We start from the raw sequence: 18,274 nt of genomic DNA, 5'->3' as shown, positions 1-18,274 counted from the left end.
ATTTTGATTATTGACAATTTAAAAGGGGATATACACTTATTATTTTATTTTTTGAAATCCATTTTTAAATGAATTAATTAAATTTTCATTCGTATCCAATCTATATGTTCTAGCTGGGTTACCATTTCTATCCCAATCTATTCCATTCCACCATATAGCTATTTTAATTCTCGGGTAATTTTGTATTGTATTGAACATATTATTTACCCAATTTATCTTATCTCCACCAACATCATTAGACCCAAATTCAGTTATAATAAAAGGTTGTTTAAACAGTTTAGTGTATTCATCATATACAGGAGTATATATACTATCAAACTCTCTCCAAACCTCTCCTTTATAATAATTACCTGTATTATAACCTGTAAGACCTATAACATCTACATATTCATCTCCTGGATAGTAGTTTAAATAATGGTTCCAAGAAAAGTTAGGAAAAGATTTGTCATTAGGATTCCATACCCAAATTACATTGTCTACTCCCTCATCTTCAAATATCTTATATACGTATTTCCAAAGTTCATTAAATATTAATGTATCCTTTGAATAATAATATGCAGAATACGTGCACCAATCTCCATTCATCTCATTATTTAATCTAAATAAAACAGGCTTTCCAAACTTTTTAATATTTTTAGCATAATTTTTCAGCCAATGATCATACTCTCCATCTAATATATCATAGCTAATATTTTTATTAACTGGAAGACTTAAATCTGCTTTTGCTGTTTGAAGTGTAAGCTCAACTATTTTTTTATCATCATAAGCCCTTTTTAGTTCTTCTATATCTAGTTTCGAATCTAAACTCTGATATTTTACCAAAACAGAAAAATCATAACCTAATCTATCCTCTAAACTATGTAAATAATTCATATCCGTTGGAGCTGTAGGTTCAAATATTCCAAAACTCACTTTATCAGTACTAGTTAAATACTTCTTATAAAACTCTTTAGTAGAATTATTCCAGTTCTTATGTTTATTATCGTACATCTTGTTTATTCTAGCAGTTCCCTTTGGCTCAAAGAACTTCATTGTCCCAATAAGAGATTCAAAATACTGTATAGGCTGTTGAGACTTTAAAATTACTGTATAAACCTCATTATTATTTTTCTTTATTTCAGCACTGGCGTAGTAATTATAATCTTTATTAAGTCTTTCAAGCTTCTTTCTACTCCACTTTATGATTCTGACATTATTACCGTTAATATTAACTCGTTTGTCAGTTTCTAAATTATGATACTCTCTATTATATAAAAATTTATTGCTGTAATTAGTGTATACATTAAAATTGACCTTATCATAATATATATCCATTATACTATTTCCATCTGTACAGCTAGTCTTGTATAAAGACTCACTTATATCCAAGTTCATATAATTTGCAAACTGTATTGAATATCCCTTTGGGTAATTTATGTAATCATTAGTATATTCATTTATCTTAACTAATTGATGAAAGTCATCACCTTCATTAAATTGATTCGTATCCGATGCCTGTCCATTTAGTATGTTGACTGCATTTTCTCTTCCATACTCTACAGCATATGTTGTCTTTATATTAATGCTAAATATAAAAATAAATATAATTGCATATAAAGATATTTTCTTCATCAAATTCCCCCCCTATTGACCTATTTAATCCACTATATTATAACTTAATTAGAGTTTTTTTTAAACTATATATATCTTTTTTTTGATAATATCATTCATTTTACCCAAAAAGTAAATCAGATACCATAATCCTAAGAATACTAATGATATTACAAAAACTAATAATCTAGGAGATATCTGATAATGATATTTATTAAAATAATGCTAGTTGCTCTTGATCCCCGAGTCTCATTAGTGCTTGAGGGTCATTATCTTTAAAAAAAGTATATCTTATTTCTTTTTCTTTTGTCAAAATAAGGTTATCACCATTAGTAGATGCTCTTAATTTACAGCTATAAACAATAGGAAAATAATCTCTTATAAACTTACCTTCTGCATGAGCTGTTAATGCAATTATTTGAAACCCTAACTGCTGTGCAACAAAAAAAACAGGATCTAAAACATGATCACTCGATGCTTTTCCAAATGGATTATCTACAATAACAATACGATTACTTTTTTGACTTTTTAATATATGATGTCTTTTTTCAGATAAATAATTAAGAATTCCCAAGAATAAAGTCATATTTTTACTCCACTTTTCTCCTCCAGACCAATTATTAGATTTTTCCCATGAAGTAGGTACACTATCTACCTTTCCATTATTAGTCACTTTACGGCATTTTATCTTAATATTATTTTGTTTCATAACATTTTGAAGTAATTGTTTCGTTTGAAGCCACTTTTCTATAGATTTTTTAACTAGTATATCATTTTCATTTCCAGCTTCATCTTTAAATTGATGACTTTCTAATTGTTTAATCATCCAATCAATATGCTTTCTAAGCTCTTCCTTCCCCTCTTGCTCATTCCATTCTGGAATAGAGAATGTAAAAATTGCCTTCCAACTATTGTCTACTTTCACTCTTGTTTTATTTGGTATTATTTTAATTTCTTGAGCTACTTGACACAAGTGGGTATGAAGATGATTAATGTATTGCTGTAATTCTTTGTCATGCTCTCTCATATCTTCTTCAGCGATTTTAATTGTTCTAGAAATTCTATTACTCATTTTGTTCTGCCACTTCAAAACATCATCATAATCCTTTTTGTATTTAATCCCTGACACTACCATTTTCTTTAACTTCACATCACATATATTGTCATCACAGAATTTTACAAATGTATCTTGTTTACTTTGAACTCTATCTTTAAATACATTAACACCTTTTTGTAGTTCATCTAATTTGTTTATTATTTTTTCTATAAACATTTTTTTGTTATATGGAAACTCTTGTTTGTATTCTTCAGAAATAACTATTTCTTTTACTTCTTCTAGTAAAAATTCATATCTTTCATTTTTACTTTTAAGTTCAAAAATAACTTGTTCTATATCTTTTTTTTCTTTACATAACTTCTTCTCTCTCAAAGTCAAATATTCATCTTGATTTATGATTTCATTTTTTTCTTTTTCGATATTATCATTTACTTGTTTCATAGATATATTAAATAATATCTTCTCATCAAATTCATCATAAAAATCTTCTTCTCTAATAGAGTATTCTTTATATTTATCATTATAATTTTCTTTAGCTTTATTAAAGTTAATAGTTAAACTATCTAGTTTATTTTTTATGTTGTTCGTTTCATCTATTAAATTATCTATTTCCTTATCTCCATGTAAAGGAAATTCTATGTCTTCAATATCAAACTCAACTTTTTTAAGTTTATTTTCTAAATCCTTATTTAAACTATCTTTATATTCTCCATATATATTTATAGAATTTTCTAATTCTCTACGACCCTTTTGCTTATTATTTAAATTATCTTTAAGCTCTTTTCTATATTCCTCAAGAACTTTTTTACTAGTAGACGTATAAATTGGTTTAGCTTTACTAACTTCCATATATAAATCATCAGATTTTAAATGGTTTATTTTATAATCAATATCTCTAAAATCAATTTTTATATCTTCTAATGTTTTCTCTAATATCTCAATTTCATTATTTATCTTTTTAATTTCATAATCTAATTGATTTATTTTCTCTATAACTTTGTATTTTTTAGAAATTTTACTTTCCTTATTATTATTCTTTGCTATATATTCTGTAGCTTGTTCAATTTTGTTGCTTACAATAAGAGTTTCCTGTTCAATACTACTTAATTTAACTTGATTATTTGATAATTCATTATCTGTTTTAATCAGTGTATCTTCTTTTATTTTAATTTCTTTTTCTAAAATTTGTATTTCATCTTTTATTTTCTTTTTCTGATCTTGTAATTTTTGATAATACTCATATGGATATTTTTCAAAAAAAGTTCTTGTATGCTTCAAAATTTCACTACATCTATTATATTCAACTTCTTTTTCTTGACGCTTTTCAGTTGATCTTTTTGCAATTAATTTTATCTCATTTTTCCATTTAATAAAATAATCTTGATTTAAATTTGTACCCCAATACATAGGAAAAACATATCTTTCTTTTTTTACTGTATTATTATTTAATAAATCTTTAGCTTCTTTATCAGTTATAATAAATACAGGGTGCATAAGCTTATCTAATCGCTGATTTATTTTATTCATAAGCTTCTCAACTTCATTTTCTAATGTAACTAAAACAATAGGCCAATACTTATACTTATTATAAAAATATTCTTCAGCCTTCCCTAAAGATTTTGCTGCTCTTTGAACATATGTAACCCCTGTTTCAACAAAACCAAACTGATTTTTCCAACTATTTATCCACTTTTGAATCACTGGATCTGCAGTAAATTGTTCATTATCGTTATAATCATCAAAGAATCTATGTGATAAACGCTCGTTTAATAAAAGTTCTTCTTTTTCTTTTCTTAATTTTTCTATTTTGTTTTCAGTATACTGCAAAATTGTAGGTTGCTTTAAATATAAAGAATTGATAAAATCCCAATTAGCATTAAATTCCTTTAATTTTATTAATATATCCTTTTCATTTTGTAAAACAATATTTATGTTATTGGTTATATCACTTTCTTTTTTCGAAAGTTCTTTAAATTTCTTACTTAATATAGGTAGTTCTTTATTTAAAATTATTTTTTCTTCTTTAATCTTATATATACACTTTCTATAAAGCTCTTTATTTTTTTCAATATCTATAATTCTTTTTTTCCAATTACTTAACTGCTCTTCAACCTTCTCATTTATAGGATTATCTAATATCTTATTCGAAATTTTTTGCATATCATCTTCAATATTTTTTATAGTTGTTTCTATTCTTATTTTTTCATTAGCAGCTTCTAATTTATTATATTCAAGTTTATTTAATTCATCTTTTTTATCTTTAGTATCGTCAGTATATCTTCTAATTTGGCTACTGATAAAACTTTTTTGATTATTTAACTTTTCTTCTTCTTCAATAAAATAACCTTTTAACTGTGATGTGTTTTTATTTAATTTTTCTTCAATTTCAAAAACAGCTTCATCAGAATCTAAAAGCTTTAATTGCTCTTCATAAATACTAATTTTATCTTCTTTTTCTTTTATTTTATTTTTAAGATCTGCTATTTCAAGACTTTTAAGTCTCTTATTTTTTAATTGATACCTATCATTTACCAAATTATAATTTGTTTTTGAGTCCTCTAACATCTTTTTATATTCATCAACTTCTTTTTCTAAAATTGCTAATTTATAAGATTCTTTTTTTCTATTAAGTTCTTTTTTTCTATCAATTAAATCTTGTTGCTGCTTTTTATTATCTTCAAGTTGATCATTTATATTGTCTTGTTCTTCTTTTGTAAATTTATACACAGACTTTGCCTTTTCCTTTTCTGCAATAAATTCTTGGTTTTTATTGTATAAATCTGTAAACACCTCTACATAAAATTTAATCTCATTCTCTACCATTTTACTTTCTTCTATTCTCTCTTTTAGCTGTCTGTGTTTTTTAAAACGCTCTCTTTGTTTTTCAAATGTATCAACAAAATTCTTTTCTGCATTTCCAGCTAACCCTTCCTCAACTGCAGGTATTAAAAGATTATCTACAAGTTGACTAGTAGTTTTACAACCATTAAAAAATTCTTCAACTCCACCTTCAGCTCCATTTATTAATGCAATTTTTCTCCACTCAGAAGGAATTATTTTAAAATAGTCTTCTATATATTTTTGATATGATTTAATTGTATCAAATGTTTTAGCTCTAATATTCTGGCTTTTCATATATTGATAATATTCATTTATTTCTTCTTTGCTCGAAGGACGATTTTTCCCACTTATATTTTTCTTTACAAATGGCAATTCTTCTATACAGTGCTTGTCCCCAGCCTCATACTCATAAACATATTTATATGAATCTAACCCTCTTTTATTTATAAATAAAGTTACAGCTGTAAGTCCATAACGTCTTGGATTTTCATTTAATATCCATTCAATTGCAATATGAGCCGAGTCCCCGTCAAGTAAAAGAGTATCTTTTATTTTTCTTTCTCCCAAATCGCTATGAGGTAAAACAGCTTGTATTGCAGTTTGTATAAAAACTGTTTTTCCTCCTCCATTTTCTAATAAAATAGCGCCATTATGTCCATCAAATTGAAATATTTCATCATTGTAACGCTTTTCTCCGCCTTCATATATAACATTTGTAAAACGTATTTTAGAAATGGCCGGCATCTTCTTTTTCTCCCTTCATTTGTTCAAGCTTATACATAAACTCTAATATTCCTCTATTATATTCATGTTCCATATAATATCTCTGTACAATAGTTTTAGCCTTCTGAGTTAGCTCAAGCTCATCATTCCCAATATCAACTATTAATTCTTGAGCCTCCAAAAACTTTTTAACAGTATTTAAAAAACTTAATCTACTACTAACTCTTGCATCTTGAGTTTTAACTTTTTCTTTTAAGTCATCCATGGCATCCCATTTTTCAACAATAGATATCCAATTATATTCATATTCTTTTTCTAATTCCTTTAACTCTTCCTTGTCATATGCCTTTAATGATAGAATCCTATCATTTACTCTTAAAAGCCAATCATCTATTGATAAAAAATCTCGTGTTGGCTCAATTGTTTGATAGCTATTATAAAATTCACCAAACATTATAATTACTGCTACATACATTACATATATATCAATATTAGTAGCCTTTGACGGTAAATATGTTTTCTTTATATTTTCATTAGAAATATGAAATGGAGAGCTCATTGAAATAGGAATTAAGTATATACAATCTCCTGCTACAAAAATAGTACAGTCTACCTCTTTAGCAAATTGCTCTACCAAACCCCTAATAGCATCATCTGCTAAATATAATCTTAATTCATCCGTATCACCATATCCATTTACAGCTAACTTAGAGTATATCTTAAAAGCTTGTATAACTTGTTCCTGATTATATATCACTTGTCTTTGCCTCCAATCTAAGCTTCATATTTTTTATACTATAACGTTCATTTACATTAACTATTTTATTTATTTCTACAACTGATAAAATATCAGCTTTATTTTTCAATAAGCTTATTACTTCATCAAATAAATGCTCATTTACGTCTTCTTCTATAATTTCAATTTTTAAAGGAGAACGATGGTGTAAAACAATCCAAAAATCGTAAAATGATCTATTATTTAAATAATATTCATAACCATTCTCCTTAATATAAAAAACAACTTCTTCTAGTGTGGTTTCTTGTTTATCACCTAACACTTTCAATATAATTTCCATTACACTTTTAAAATTTTTTCTTTGAATTTCTAAATCTACTCTATTTTTTGTTTCATCTGAAATATATAAAAACTCTTTAACTTTTTTCTTCTTATCTTCTATTTCTATCATTTGACTTGAAAAAACCATAAAAGGAGACCAGATTACTTTTCTCTCCAAATGTAAAAATGGTTCAATTAATAATCTAGAGGACTGAACCGGAAGAGGTGAAGACATTAACCTACTTACTATTTCTTGTTCAAAATTAAAAGAGTCTATTCCTACATAATATAAAGATTCTTGAGCAGCTTGAAGAGCATTAGTTTTTAATATAATACTCTCCTTAAAAAGATTTCTATGCTCATCATGAACTTCTCCTAATTCACGTTCAATTTCTATAATAAGTTCATAAGCTTTAATCTCTTTATCATTTGATAATTCATATCCTAATTTTTCTTTTGTTTCTCTTGCAAATGCCTGAAGTTCTTCAAATTCTTCGTTTTCTCTGCTAAGCCTTATATTGACATCCTCTATAATCATTTTGTATCTTTCATAAGTTTCATCCGAGATGATATTACGTTGAATTTCATGTTTTATTTTCATTATTCTATCTTGTAATGTTTTCACATCTATTCTCATTTCATTAATCTGACGAAGTGCTCCTACAAATTCCCCTTTTTCTAACTGCTTTCTTAATATAAGTTGATTTATAGATAGCTGAAAATCACTAAAATATTCTTTTGTAGCAAATATTAACTCTAACCCCTGCTCATCCAAAGTATAATATTGAGTATTCATCTTTGTGTTTGATTTATCTGCCTTTAAAATAGAATACTGTATAATTTCTTCTTTTCTAGTTTCCCAATTATAAAATATTCTAGAATTTCTTTTACCACTAAGAGGACGAAATATTTCAATTATACTTCTAGCAATTTTTTCAAAACCATCGTTATCAACATGTATCTCATCTTTGTTGATTTCTTTAAAAAACTCTGCAAGCTCTTTAACTCCAGTTTTTTTATTTCTCATTAACATATTTTCAAAAAAGAATAGAAGTGTTAATAACCCTAAACTAAAATAATCAATAGGATCTCCATTATTGTCTTTTCCTTTTTTATTTTCAAGCTTAAAAAGTGGATCAAATAAAGCAATTCTTTGAATTCGTTCTCTATAATTTTCTGTAATACCTTTTAAATCCATATCCCTTTCCTCCAAATATGTTGAACTTCTTCCTTTGTAAGTGCTTCTTGAGGATAATATCCCTTATTTTCTAAAATAAATATAATTTTCTCTTGTTCTTGTTTATCAAAAAACTTTATAAAATTACAAATAGCCTCTTCATTTTTTTGCTGATTTTCTTTACCTTTTGAACAATCTTTTTTTAATAAGCATTTATAAAAATCAACTGCCAAATTCACATACCTTTTTTCATTAAGTCCATTCCAAATAGATATTCCTTCAAAGTCCAAGTCTCCAAAATAATATAATTTATGCTTATGTTTCTGTAATGATAGTTGTTTTTCAAGCATATGAATACCAGATAATATTTTCCATCCACATCCATATATTAAGCTAGTTAAATTTGTTTCTTCTAAAACCTCTAAAATTGCATAATAAGTTGCTTTATTTTCTACAATCAAATGAATGTGTTCAGGTTTAGAAAAATTAGATGGATTAACTGAAATCATTAAAGGATCAGGTACACTACTTATTTTTAGACCATCCCATACTTCGATTCTTTCAAGGATTTTTTTACCACCCTTTTCATCAATCCATTTTTCATCTCCACTAATTTGAAAAGACCTCTCAGGAGGAGTTACTGTCTCAAAAGGAAATCCATTTTCCTTTAAATAATTATCTACTTTTATAATATATTTCAAATCATTTTCCCACTGTAATTCATCTAAAGATAGATATGTTTTTAATTGAATTTTTGGATGTGCATATAATTGAAATTCTTGAATCTCATTGATTAACTTTTCTTTGAAAAAGCTTTTATTTATTCGATAAGTATTAGCCAAAGAAATAGGTTTATTATTTCTTTTGTGTTTTTTTACTTCTCTAATTATATCCTTTTCTTCAAATTCTAACACTTCTTTGGCAAATTCTTCATAAGATATACTTCCAGAAAATAAGTTTTCAAAATCATTAAGAGAAATAGTTGTTTTTTTACACAACCTTAGAAAAGATAGTATTTTTTCATTCATTTTTATCACCTAATTTTTTAAGTTTTGTCATAATTTAATTATATCATTTATATTTATAAACAAAAATATTAACACCCCCTTTTCTGAAATTCTCAGCAAAGGGGGTGTTTTCTATATTTATTAATCTATCGATATTACATCATTCTCTACAAGTAACTTTTCTAAATAAGGACTTGCATTTAAAAATTTCTTGAATTTTTTATACTCATCTACAAGAGATTTATCTACTTCATCTTTAGACTTAACCGCTCTTATTAAAAGATTCTTAGGAGTATGCTCCGTTTCTATAAATTCTAATATTTGAGTCTTATATCCAAGTATTTCAAGAAGATTTGCTCTTATTGAATCCGTTGCAAGAGATGATAACCTCTCTTTTATTATTCCATGCTTTAACATAGGACTTAATAAATCATTTTTTATCTGTGAATTTAATTCATGCTGGCAGCATGGAACTGATAATATAACCTTGCTATTCCAGCAAATAGCTTTAAACAATGCCATGTCAGTAGCTATATCGCAAGCATGAAGAGTTACCACCATATCTACCTCTGTAAACTCATTAAAATCAGATATATTGCCTATCTGAAAGCTCAAATTCTCGTAATTTAACTCTTTAGCAACCTTATTGCAATACTCAATAACATCTTTTTTAAGATCAAGTCCTACTATTTCTACATTAAATTTAGCAATATTCACAAGATAATAATACATTGCAAATGTAAGATAAGACTTCCCACAACCAAAATCTACAATTTTTATTTTCTTATTTTTATCAAAGTTTGATTCTACATCTTTGACCATCTCCAAAAATCTATTTAACTGTCTAAACTTATCTCTCTTTTGTTTTTTAATATTTCCATTTTCATTCATAACTCCAAGATACTGAAGAAAATCACAAGGAACATCTTCTTCTAATATATATTTTTTCTTTCTGTTATGAGATATATCAACTGCCTTTTTAGTTGCTTTTTTCTTTAATACAGAAGCCTTTAGTTTTTTATTTACAAGTATTTGATAGTCATTATTAACACAATACATCTGAGCTTGTTTAAAATTTCCGTTTATATTATTTATTATTTCATCTTTAGCTTCTTCAGGCGATAAATTTTTGTGTATTTCTTTATTAGAATATACATAAGTAAACTGATACATAAAGTTATCCTTTATTTGTATAGGTCTTATGTTTATTTTGTTGTACTCTAGTTCTTTGTTTCTTTTATTACTAAGAACTAATTGAATAAGTTCTTTCTTATCTATAATGTCTTTAATTAAATCATTAGCATTCATAACATATCCTCTTTCTCTTTATCTTAATGTATTCATATATGATATAGTATCATTTTATTTATTAAAGTACAAACATATTGAGTTGTACAAATACTTCTAATATTATAGGTTAAATTCACCAACTATATTTTTTAATTCTTTGGCAATTTGTTCTAATTCATCTGAAGAATTAGATATTTCTTCTATTATAGCTGCTTGTTGCTGTATTGATGCGCTTATCTGCTGCGTAGACGCACTATATTGTTCTGTAACAGCCGATATTTCTTGTATTGAGTTTACAACTACATTTTTATCATTGTCTATTTTTTGTATATTGTTTACTAAATTATCTATTTGTTTAACTATATGGGTTATAGCCTTACTGATAGATTCAAATTTTTCTTCAGTCATATTAGATGTTTTTTCTGTATTTAAAACTATCTCTTTTGAATCATACATTTTTTGTTTTGTACTATGAATTTCTATTTTAATACTATTGATAGTCTTTTCTATATTATCAACATTATCAGTAACTTGATCTGCTAATTTTCTTATTTCTTGTGCAACTACTGCAAATCCTTTTCCAGCTTCACCTGCTCTTGCCGCTTCTATCATTGCATTTAAAGCTAATAGATTAGTTTGATCTGCAATAGATTTTATAGTTTCTGTTATTTGTCCTATTGAGTTCGATTCATTATCAAGAGTATCAACTTGAGATACTACTTGTGATAATATATTAATATTATCAGATATAGATTTTTTTAATCCTACAACGGCTTTATTACCTTCTTCGTTTACTTTATTTATTTCATCTATATATTTTTCTATTTGAATTGAATTTTCCACTGTTATTTCTATATTTTTTGAAAGATTATCAAGTTTTAATACGGCTTGCTCTGCATTTATAGCTTGATCCGTTGCACCTTTTGCTAAGTCATCAGTTGCATCCGCTATGCCTTGAAAGCTTATTGAAGTCTCTTTGATACGGTTATACATATTCTTTGCATTATTTTCTACAGTATTTGAATAATCTTTTATCTTTATAATAATGTTTCTAATAGATTTTCTCATTTCAGCTAATCCATATATTGTATCTGAAAGTTCATCTTTATTTTTAAATTTTTCTGTTTTATCATGTAATTCTTTATTGAATTTCAAATCAAAATCATTAGTATCCTTTAAACTTTTCATAGTAATTTTAAGTTTATTATTTATATTTTTACTTATAAGCAATACTAACCCTATACTTATGATTATAATTATAAACATAAATGTTAATGATGTTTTTCTAAAACTATCATATGTTGGCGTACTCTCTTTATGATCATTTTGAGCATTATATTCATTATATTTCACTAATTCCAATCCTATATCTTGAATTTTTTTGAATTCATCTAGTGATTCAGTTAAAATAATTGTATTTGCTTCTTGTTTTTTTGAATTTTTACTTAACTGAACAACTTCATCACTTATTTCCAAATACAATTTGATCTCTTTTTTTAATTCTTCTATTAATATTTTGTCTTTTTCAAGATAAACAGTTTTCATATAATCTTCAAAATGCATTAATATATTATCTTTTATAATTTTCATTTCTTTTTCAACTTCTATTATATCCTTTTCGTCAGTAAGAAAAATATGCCTATATTCTTTCCCTCTATAGTCTGCTATATCTCCATTTATTGAATGTACACAATTCAGACCAGTAAACCATAGCTCCATCATTTCTTTAGAATCCTTATTTATATTATCCATTGATCTTATTGAAAAAATACCTAATCCTATCATCATTGTAATTATTAAACCAAAGCATATGAATAATCTATTTCTTATGCTTAATTTCATTATCAATTCACCCCTATTATCTATTTTTAAATATATTTCTTAGCTTGTATCATTCTTTAATTCATTATATTCAATGATTTTTTCTACGTGTTAGTTATAATTTTTTAATTTATTATGGGAATACTACTGAAAAAGGTGGTGATCTTTTGAATATAAATAAATCTATATCCTGTCCAAATTGTAATGGCAAAGATTTTTCGTTAAAATACGAAGCAAAGTATGTTTATGTATATAAAATAGATACAAATAATATTGAATCTATAAATAAATCTTCTAATGTTCCTTTTTTATTCGATACAAGGGATAAAACTGATTCTAATCAATACATTGAATGTGAAAAATGCAAATCTAAATATAAATGTGACCTAGAACATGACCATGAAAAAATAGATTTTACAATACTTCAAAAAGCAATTCGCTCAGATTATATACAAAATCCTGAATTTTTAGGTTAAAAATAAAAATAAGCAACATAAAAAGCTAATTCTTAAATCTATCTCTAAGAATTAGCTTTTTATGTTGCTAAATCGTATGAACTATTCATTCTTTGGTGGACTCACTCCTTTATTTATAATATTTTTCAATTATTTTTGATTTTATATATTCTTTTTTATGCTCCTTTCTATAAATTTCAATTTAACTTCTGCCTATTATCTCTGGTGGTATCATCCCCCTGTTCTTTATGTATTTGTTAATATTATTATATCAGAAAATTCAGAAAAGATAAATAGTTTTTCTGAATTTTCTGAACTTTTTTAACCATTTATAATCATTAAATTTATAAATAACTATAACAACACAAAACCCATATGATTTCATCCTAAAATCACATGGGTTTAATATAAAATATGTTTTTTATTTGACTTCAATTTTAAAAGTCTTGTTTATTAAATTATCATAATCATCTACAGTAAGTGTTATAGGATTTTTATATTCTATATCTTTATCAAATTCTAACTCATAATTATTCTTATTTCCTAGAAAAGAATCTTTTTCAAGAACCGAAGCTGTTGGATAAACAGTAAGCTTATCTACATATCAAGCCATTTATCTTTTCCAGCATATAAAAATTCTGTATGTCTACACTTAGGGCATACATACACATCCAGTATCAAGTGTTCTTCAACATCAAACAAGGAACTCAATAACCCTCTATTATTATCTTGTGAATCAAACTTATATTGTTTAAGATACTCCATATCTTCTCCGCATCTTAAACAATCTATTTTTTTCTCTTTATTTCCCATCAAAATCCCTCCTAATCTAATTTGGTAATTCAAAATGATTATATCATAATATTGAATATATGGAATATTATTCTATTAATTATATGTACAATAATTATCTATTAATAAGGATGAAGATTCCAATATATATAATGAGATAGAATATAGAATTTATGTTCTATCAACAAAAACGATTTTGGTCATTATGGAAGAATTATTTTTTTACATTCTATATTTTATTTCTAGTTTTTAATGGTAAAATATGTCCTCTTTTTAAATATGCATACGCACTTAATAAAATTAACAAACAAAGTATAATTATTTCTGTAAATCCACAAATAAAAACCGCTTTACTTATATTGACATTATTGAAATACTCAAAATATCCAATAAAACTTCCAGATATTGAAACAAAATAATCCCATAAAATATGTGCAATAAAAGGATACAACAAATTTTTTGTCATTATATATATAATTCCTAAAAAAATAGATGTAGCTAGACTTGCAAAAACTCTAGATATACTGGTGAAATGATAAAGTCCAAATATTATTGATGATAATATAATAAAAATTTTTACATCCTCTTTTTCCTTAACAAAAACTTTATATAAAGTGTATCTGAAAAAAATTTCCTCAGCTCCTACTGCAATTGCAACCCAAATCATAAAAATTAAAACATCAAAAAAATTATCCATATAAGAAGCACCAGCATCATTATAAGAAACCCCAGCATCATTTAATTTTTTGATAAAATAACCAATCGATTTTGTTACATCTGGATTAATCATAAAATCAATTTGATATATCAAAACACTAATAAATGCAGCCACTGAAGAAAAAAATAGTGTAATTAATAAATTATCCATGCAGTCATATCTACTCAATTTAATTTCTTCAAATAACCCACTATAGTGAATATTGAAAAATATTTTTCCTACTAATATAAAGGATATTAACAATGTAATTGCTGTAATTAATTTTTCTAAGGATGGCATCCCCAAAAAAATTTGGATTACATTTGTAAGTAACTGTATCAGAAAACATATAAACAATAGACCAATCGATATAAATATATATTCACTTTTATCTATAATCTTTTTTATAAAATTATTTATTTTCATTTTACACCTCATCACATTATTATTTTTATATTCAAATATTTTTTTATGAGTATTCTGCTTTGTTTACATAATCAACCGCACCTTCTCCTGTTCTTTTATATAGTTATTAATACTGCTTACAATCTTTTTAACTATAATTTCGTAATCTTCACTTTGAATAACTTCTATGTCTTGAATTTAATATAATGCTTAACCCTTCAAACGTAAACTATTTCTACATATGAATTATTTACTCTTATTTAATACATCTTTAACACATATTAGCTACCCCTTATTCTAAATACCTCCCTTAAAAATCAAATTCCATTATGATAGATTTCCTTAATTATCATATTTATTATATAATAAATATGATAATTAAAGGATATCTTTACAATAATTTACAATTTTTTTATCTTTCTTTTCTTCTGGTAAATCTCTTATTATAACTTCAACCCGTCCTTTAGCTCGATCTAATCCACCTATATCTGCTGTAGTTCTTAAATTGTAATTTTCAATCTCATAAGATTCAGTATTCTCATTCTCTTTAGTCCTTAAGGTTCTTTTCCCTTTTTTTCTTCTATATATTTTAATAGCCATTATTTTTCGCTTAAGTAGAATACAATCGCAAAAACAAAAAAAGCATGTAATTATATACAAAAATGTATATAATTTGTTGTTTTATAAAAAAGTTTGATCATAATAATTCTTGGAAGCATTGATTCTTCGTAAAAATAAGAGCTAAATTTTGAAAAAAAGTTTGATCAAAATTTAGCTCTTTATTATTTTAATTATATTTAGTTTTGTAAAAAAGTTTGATCATTTTGTAATTATAATACTCTATATTAATCTGTATCTGTAAAGCACATAACCCATAGCTTTCTTGTAGTAAGATTTACTATTATATATGTTACGTCCCATGCTACTCCAAAAAAATAATCGTTCCATATTCCTGGTGTGAAATAAAGATATAAATCTGAATTTGTATTCTCACAAATAACATTATATAATTTTTCAGAAAGTTCTATAGACTCTTCTTCTGTTTCTAAAATTTTCATAGCACCCCCAACTTCAAAATGATGTATAAAAGTGTCTTTTATATCTTTCTCATTTGTTTTTATTTCATAATAACATTCATTTATATGTTCATAGTCAACAAATTTATCTTCAAAAAAATTAATCAAAGACTCTGTATGAAATAAAGATTGTATGAATATTTTATCAAACGACTCATTTATTAATATATTTATAAAGTCGTCATCAAATTCAAAACATTTAATTCTAACGTCATTTTCATCTTGATATACCTTATTAACCATTTCTTCTTTAATTTTCAATATAGGATGATTACTTATTAATATAGGTTTAAATTTGATACTTTTTAAATCTTTTATTAATCTATTTTTCCTATTATCTAAATTTTCTATCATAATTCAGCTCCTTTTAATAATACATTCTGGAAACTATAATTTGAGATGCTAAACTATAGCTTTCATAGTAGTCTAAATATATAAATTATTTACAAGGATATCCTGTAATAAATTCAAATCCATATTTATTAGGACTTTCTTGTAAAATAAATATAGCATTTTTAATTTCTTCTTTAGGAATTATTTGCTCATTTCTATAACCAAAACCTAAGGAATCATTTTCTCTAAACTGTATTCTTAATCTACGTTCTCCATTTTTACCTGTTATAAATTTTACATTTCTATTATTAAAGTCTCCATTTTTACCATCTATCCAATCTGCAATATCATCACTATTGTTTTTTAATACATCTTCTAATGTATCAAATAATGTATCTTTACTTTTCCATCTTGTTGCAGGTCTATTAGGTTTATTTTTGCTTCTATTTTTAATATCTACATCATTAACTTGAACATGTGTTTTCTGCATATGTCCATTACGATCTTTTGCTAGTTCACCAAGTTCTGATCTATTATTAGCAACTTCTTTTATTCCTGAACTACTTTTTTTAGAAGCACGATTCATTCTATGTTGAGAATCAGGTAAATTCTTACTCGCTTTATATCCTCCAAGTTGAGACGCTAAATAAAAACCAGTAGCAAATGTTGCTCCAGCTTCACCAATGGCTACTTCAGTAGTGCTTACACTTGTTGCCCATACTCCTCCTCCACCAGCAACTGCTACTCTTGCTGAATTATAATCTATTTTAGGTATCGATATTTTGATATTTCTTAAGTTATTGATTCTATCTTTAACCCAATCATAGTTTTTCTTAATCACTTCATTTTCAGCATCTGCTAATATCATTACAGCAATATGTGCTTTCGTTTCTCCATAACAATAATAATAATCATTTCTATTATTTTCTACAATATTTTCTCCAGAAAAAAATTCAAATACCTCTCCTTCTAGCTTACTTGTTAAATCAGTTATTCCAAAAGTATAATCTGAACCTATAGCAGCTACTATTCCTGTATTTATCATTCTAATTTCATTCTCTGTGAAATCGTTCCTATTTATTCCAAAAGCTTCATTATAAACAAAATCTTTAATCATAATTTCAACTTTATCAAGATCTACTTCAAGTGAAAAAATATCAAAGTTATCTATACTTCTTTTACTTCTTCTTAAGCCTGTATTTTTAGTTATATCACTTGCTGTTGGTATGTTAGTACCTAATGTCAATGCTTGTACTAGAGTACCATTTGATATAACATATGGTATAGCTTGTGTTAATGACGTTTGAACCTTAACTATGGTATCTTCATAAAATTTAATTTTTCCATTTTCAATTCCTGAATTTAAAAAATATACAGACTGTTCATCACCTTTGTATTTGTAATTAACTTTTATTATATTTTTTATTGTATATTTATCAATAGAATCAATTCCATCTCCTATACAATAAGTTAATGTATATGGCTTTTCATCATAGTACCTATTACCATAAACTTGTATATAATATGTTCCTTCTTTCAATGAAGGAATATTTATCTTTTCTGATTTAATGCTACTATTATTAGAATATGTTACTTGATTTCCTTTATCATTCAATAATGCTAAATAATAATTTTGTGGCAAATTTGTTAAATCTATTTCCACCTTACTATCTTCACTTAATTGTATCTTATAATAGTCATAATCATTTGGATGATGTATGTTTCCTTTGATTGTACCGGATTTGTCATTTAATACTGTTGCTTTTTCAAGAGAGCCATTATTTTCGTATCCATCTCTAGTTACTTTTATATTATAAGTTAATGTATATGGCTTTTCATCATAGTACTTATTACCATAAACTTGTATATAATATGTTCCTTCTTTCAATGAAGGAATATTTATCTTTTCTGATTTAATGCTACTATTATTAGAATATGTTACTTGATTTCCTT

Annotated in this window: 13 protein-coding genes; 1 reads left to right on the top strand and 12 read right to left on the bottom strand. The window is 25.6% G+C overall.

The window, feature by feature from the left end; translation table 11 throughout:
• Positions 1 to 39 precede the first annotated feature (39 nt).
• The 7 genes from WJW32_RS00070 to WJW32_RS00040 form a co-directional block, all read right to left on the bottom strand.
• Entirely contained in the window at positions 40 to 1,611 is a 1,572-nt protein-coding gene (locus tag WJW32_RS00070) for a glycoside hydrolase family 26 protein (RefSeq protein WP_340253140.1), read from the bottom strand.
• Between the two features lie 193 nt (positions 1,612 to 1,804).
• On the bottom strand, positions 1,805 to 6,232 hold the full coding sequence (locus WJW32_RS00065; protein WP_340253137.1) for a hypothetical protein: 4,428 nt from the start codon (positions 6,230 to 6,232) through the stop codon (positions 1,805 to 1,807).
• Positions 6,216 to 6,968 (bottom strand): DUF6063 family protein, encoded by a 753-nt coding sequence (locus WJW32_RS00060; protein WP_340253134.1) that lies wholly within the window; start codon positions 6,966 to 6,968, stop codon positions 6,216 to 6,218. Before WJW32_RS00060 ends, WJW32_RS00065 begins: the two co-directional genes overlap by 17 nt.
• Entirely contained in the window at positions 6,958 to 8,466 is a 1,509-nt protein-coding gene (locus WJW32_RS00055; protein WP_340253132.1) for a hypothetical protein, read from the bottom strand. The genes WJW32_RS00060 and WJW32_RS00055 overlap by 11 nt, the downstream gene beginning before the upstream one ends.
• A complete protein-coding gene (locus tag WJW32_RS00050) occupies positions 8,457 to 9,473 on the bottom strand; it encodes a Wadjet anti-phage system protein JetD domain-containing protein (protein WP_340253129.1) in 1,017 nt (338 codons plus the stop codon). The genes WJW32_RS00055 and WJW32_RS00050 overlap by 10 nt, the downstream gene beginning before the upstream one ends.
• Before the next feature lie 120 nt (positions 9,474 to 9,593).
• On the bottom strand, positions 9,594 to 10,760 hold the full coding sequence (locus WJW32_RS00045; RefSeq protein WP_340253127.1) for a class I SAM-dependent methyltransferase: 1,167 nt from the start codon (positions 10,758 to 10,760) through the stop codon (positions 9,594 to 9,596).
• 102 nt (positions 10,761 to 10,862) lie between these two features.
• Entirely contained in the window at positions 10,863 to 12,584 is a 1,722-nt protein-coding gene (locus WJW32_RS00040) for a HAMP domain-containing methyl-accepting chemotaxis protein (protein ID WP_340253124.1), read from the bottom strand.
• A gap of 146 nt (positions 12,585 to 12,730) precedes the next feature.
• Here WJW32_RS00040 and WJW32_RS00035 point away from each other — a divergent pair, with 146 nt between their 5' ends.
• Entirely contained in the window at positions 12,731 to 13,039 is a 309-nt protein-coding gene (locus tag WJW32_RS00035; RefSeq protein ID WP_340253122.1) for a hypothetical protein, read from the top strand.
• Positions 13,040 to 13,615: 576 nt separating this feature from the next.
• On the opposite strand, the gene WJW32_RS00030 is transcribed toward WJW32_RS00035, so the two are convergent.
• From WJW32_RS00030 to WJW32_RS00010, 5 genes are all read right to left on the bottom strand, one after another.
• Positions 13,616 to 13,831 (bottom strand): zinc ribbon domain-containing protein, encoded by a 216-nt coding sequence (locus WJW32_RS00030; protein WP_340253119.1) that lies wholly within the window; start codon positions 13,829 to 13,831, stop codon positions 13,616 to 13,618.
• 208 nt (positions 13,832 to 14,039) lie between these two features.
• Positions 14,040 to 14,678 carry a CPBP family intramembrane glutamic endopeptidase gene (locus WJW32_RS00025; RefSeq protein ID WP_340253117.1) on the bottom strand — a complete coding sequence of 213 codons (639 nt, stop codon included), beginning with the start codon at positions 14,676 to 14,678 and terminating at the stop codon, positions 14,040 to 14,042.
• Between the two features lie 612 nt (positions 14,679 to 15,290).
• Positions 15,291 to 15,512, bottom strand: coding sequence for a hypothetical protein (locus tag WJW32_RS00020; protein ID WP_340253114.1), 222 nt, complete (start codon positions 15,510 to 15,512; stop codon positions 15,291 to 15,293).
• 245 nt (positions 15,513 to 15,757) lie between these two features.
• Positions 15,758 to 16,342, bottom strand: coding sequence for a hypothetical protein (locus tag WJW32_RS00015; protein WP_340253112.1), 585 nt, complete (start codon positions 16,340 to 16,342; stop codon positions 15,758 to 15,760).
• Positions 16,343 to 16,427: 85 nt separating this feature from the next.
• The coding region (locus tag WJW32_RS00010) for a pre-peptidase C-terminal domain-containing protein (RefSeq protein ID WP_340253109.1) at positions 16,428 to 18,274 on the bottom strand (1,847 nt) is incomplete at its 5' end.

It is taken from the genome of Tepidibacter sp. Z1-5, from assembly GCF_037844525.1.
In the GTDB taxonomy this organism is placed as follows: Bacteria; Bacillota; Clostridia; order Peptostreptococcales; family Peptostreptococcaceae; genus Tepidibacter_A.
This window is presented reverse-complemented; position numbering and strand designations above follow the sequence as displayed.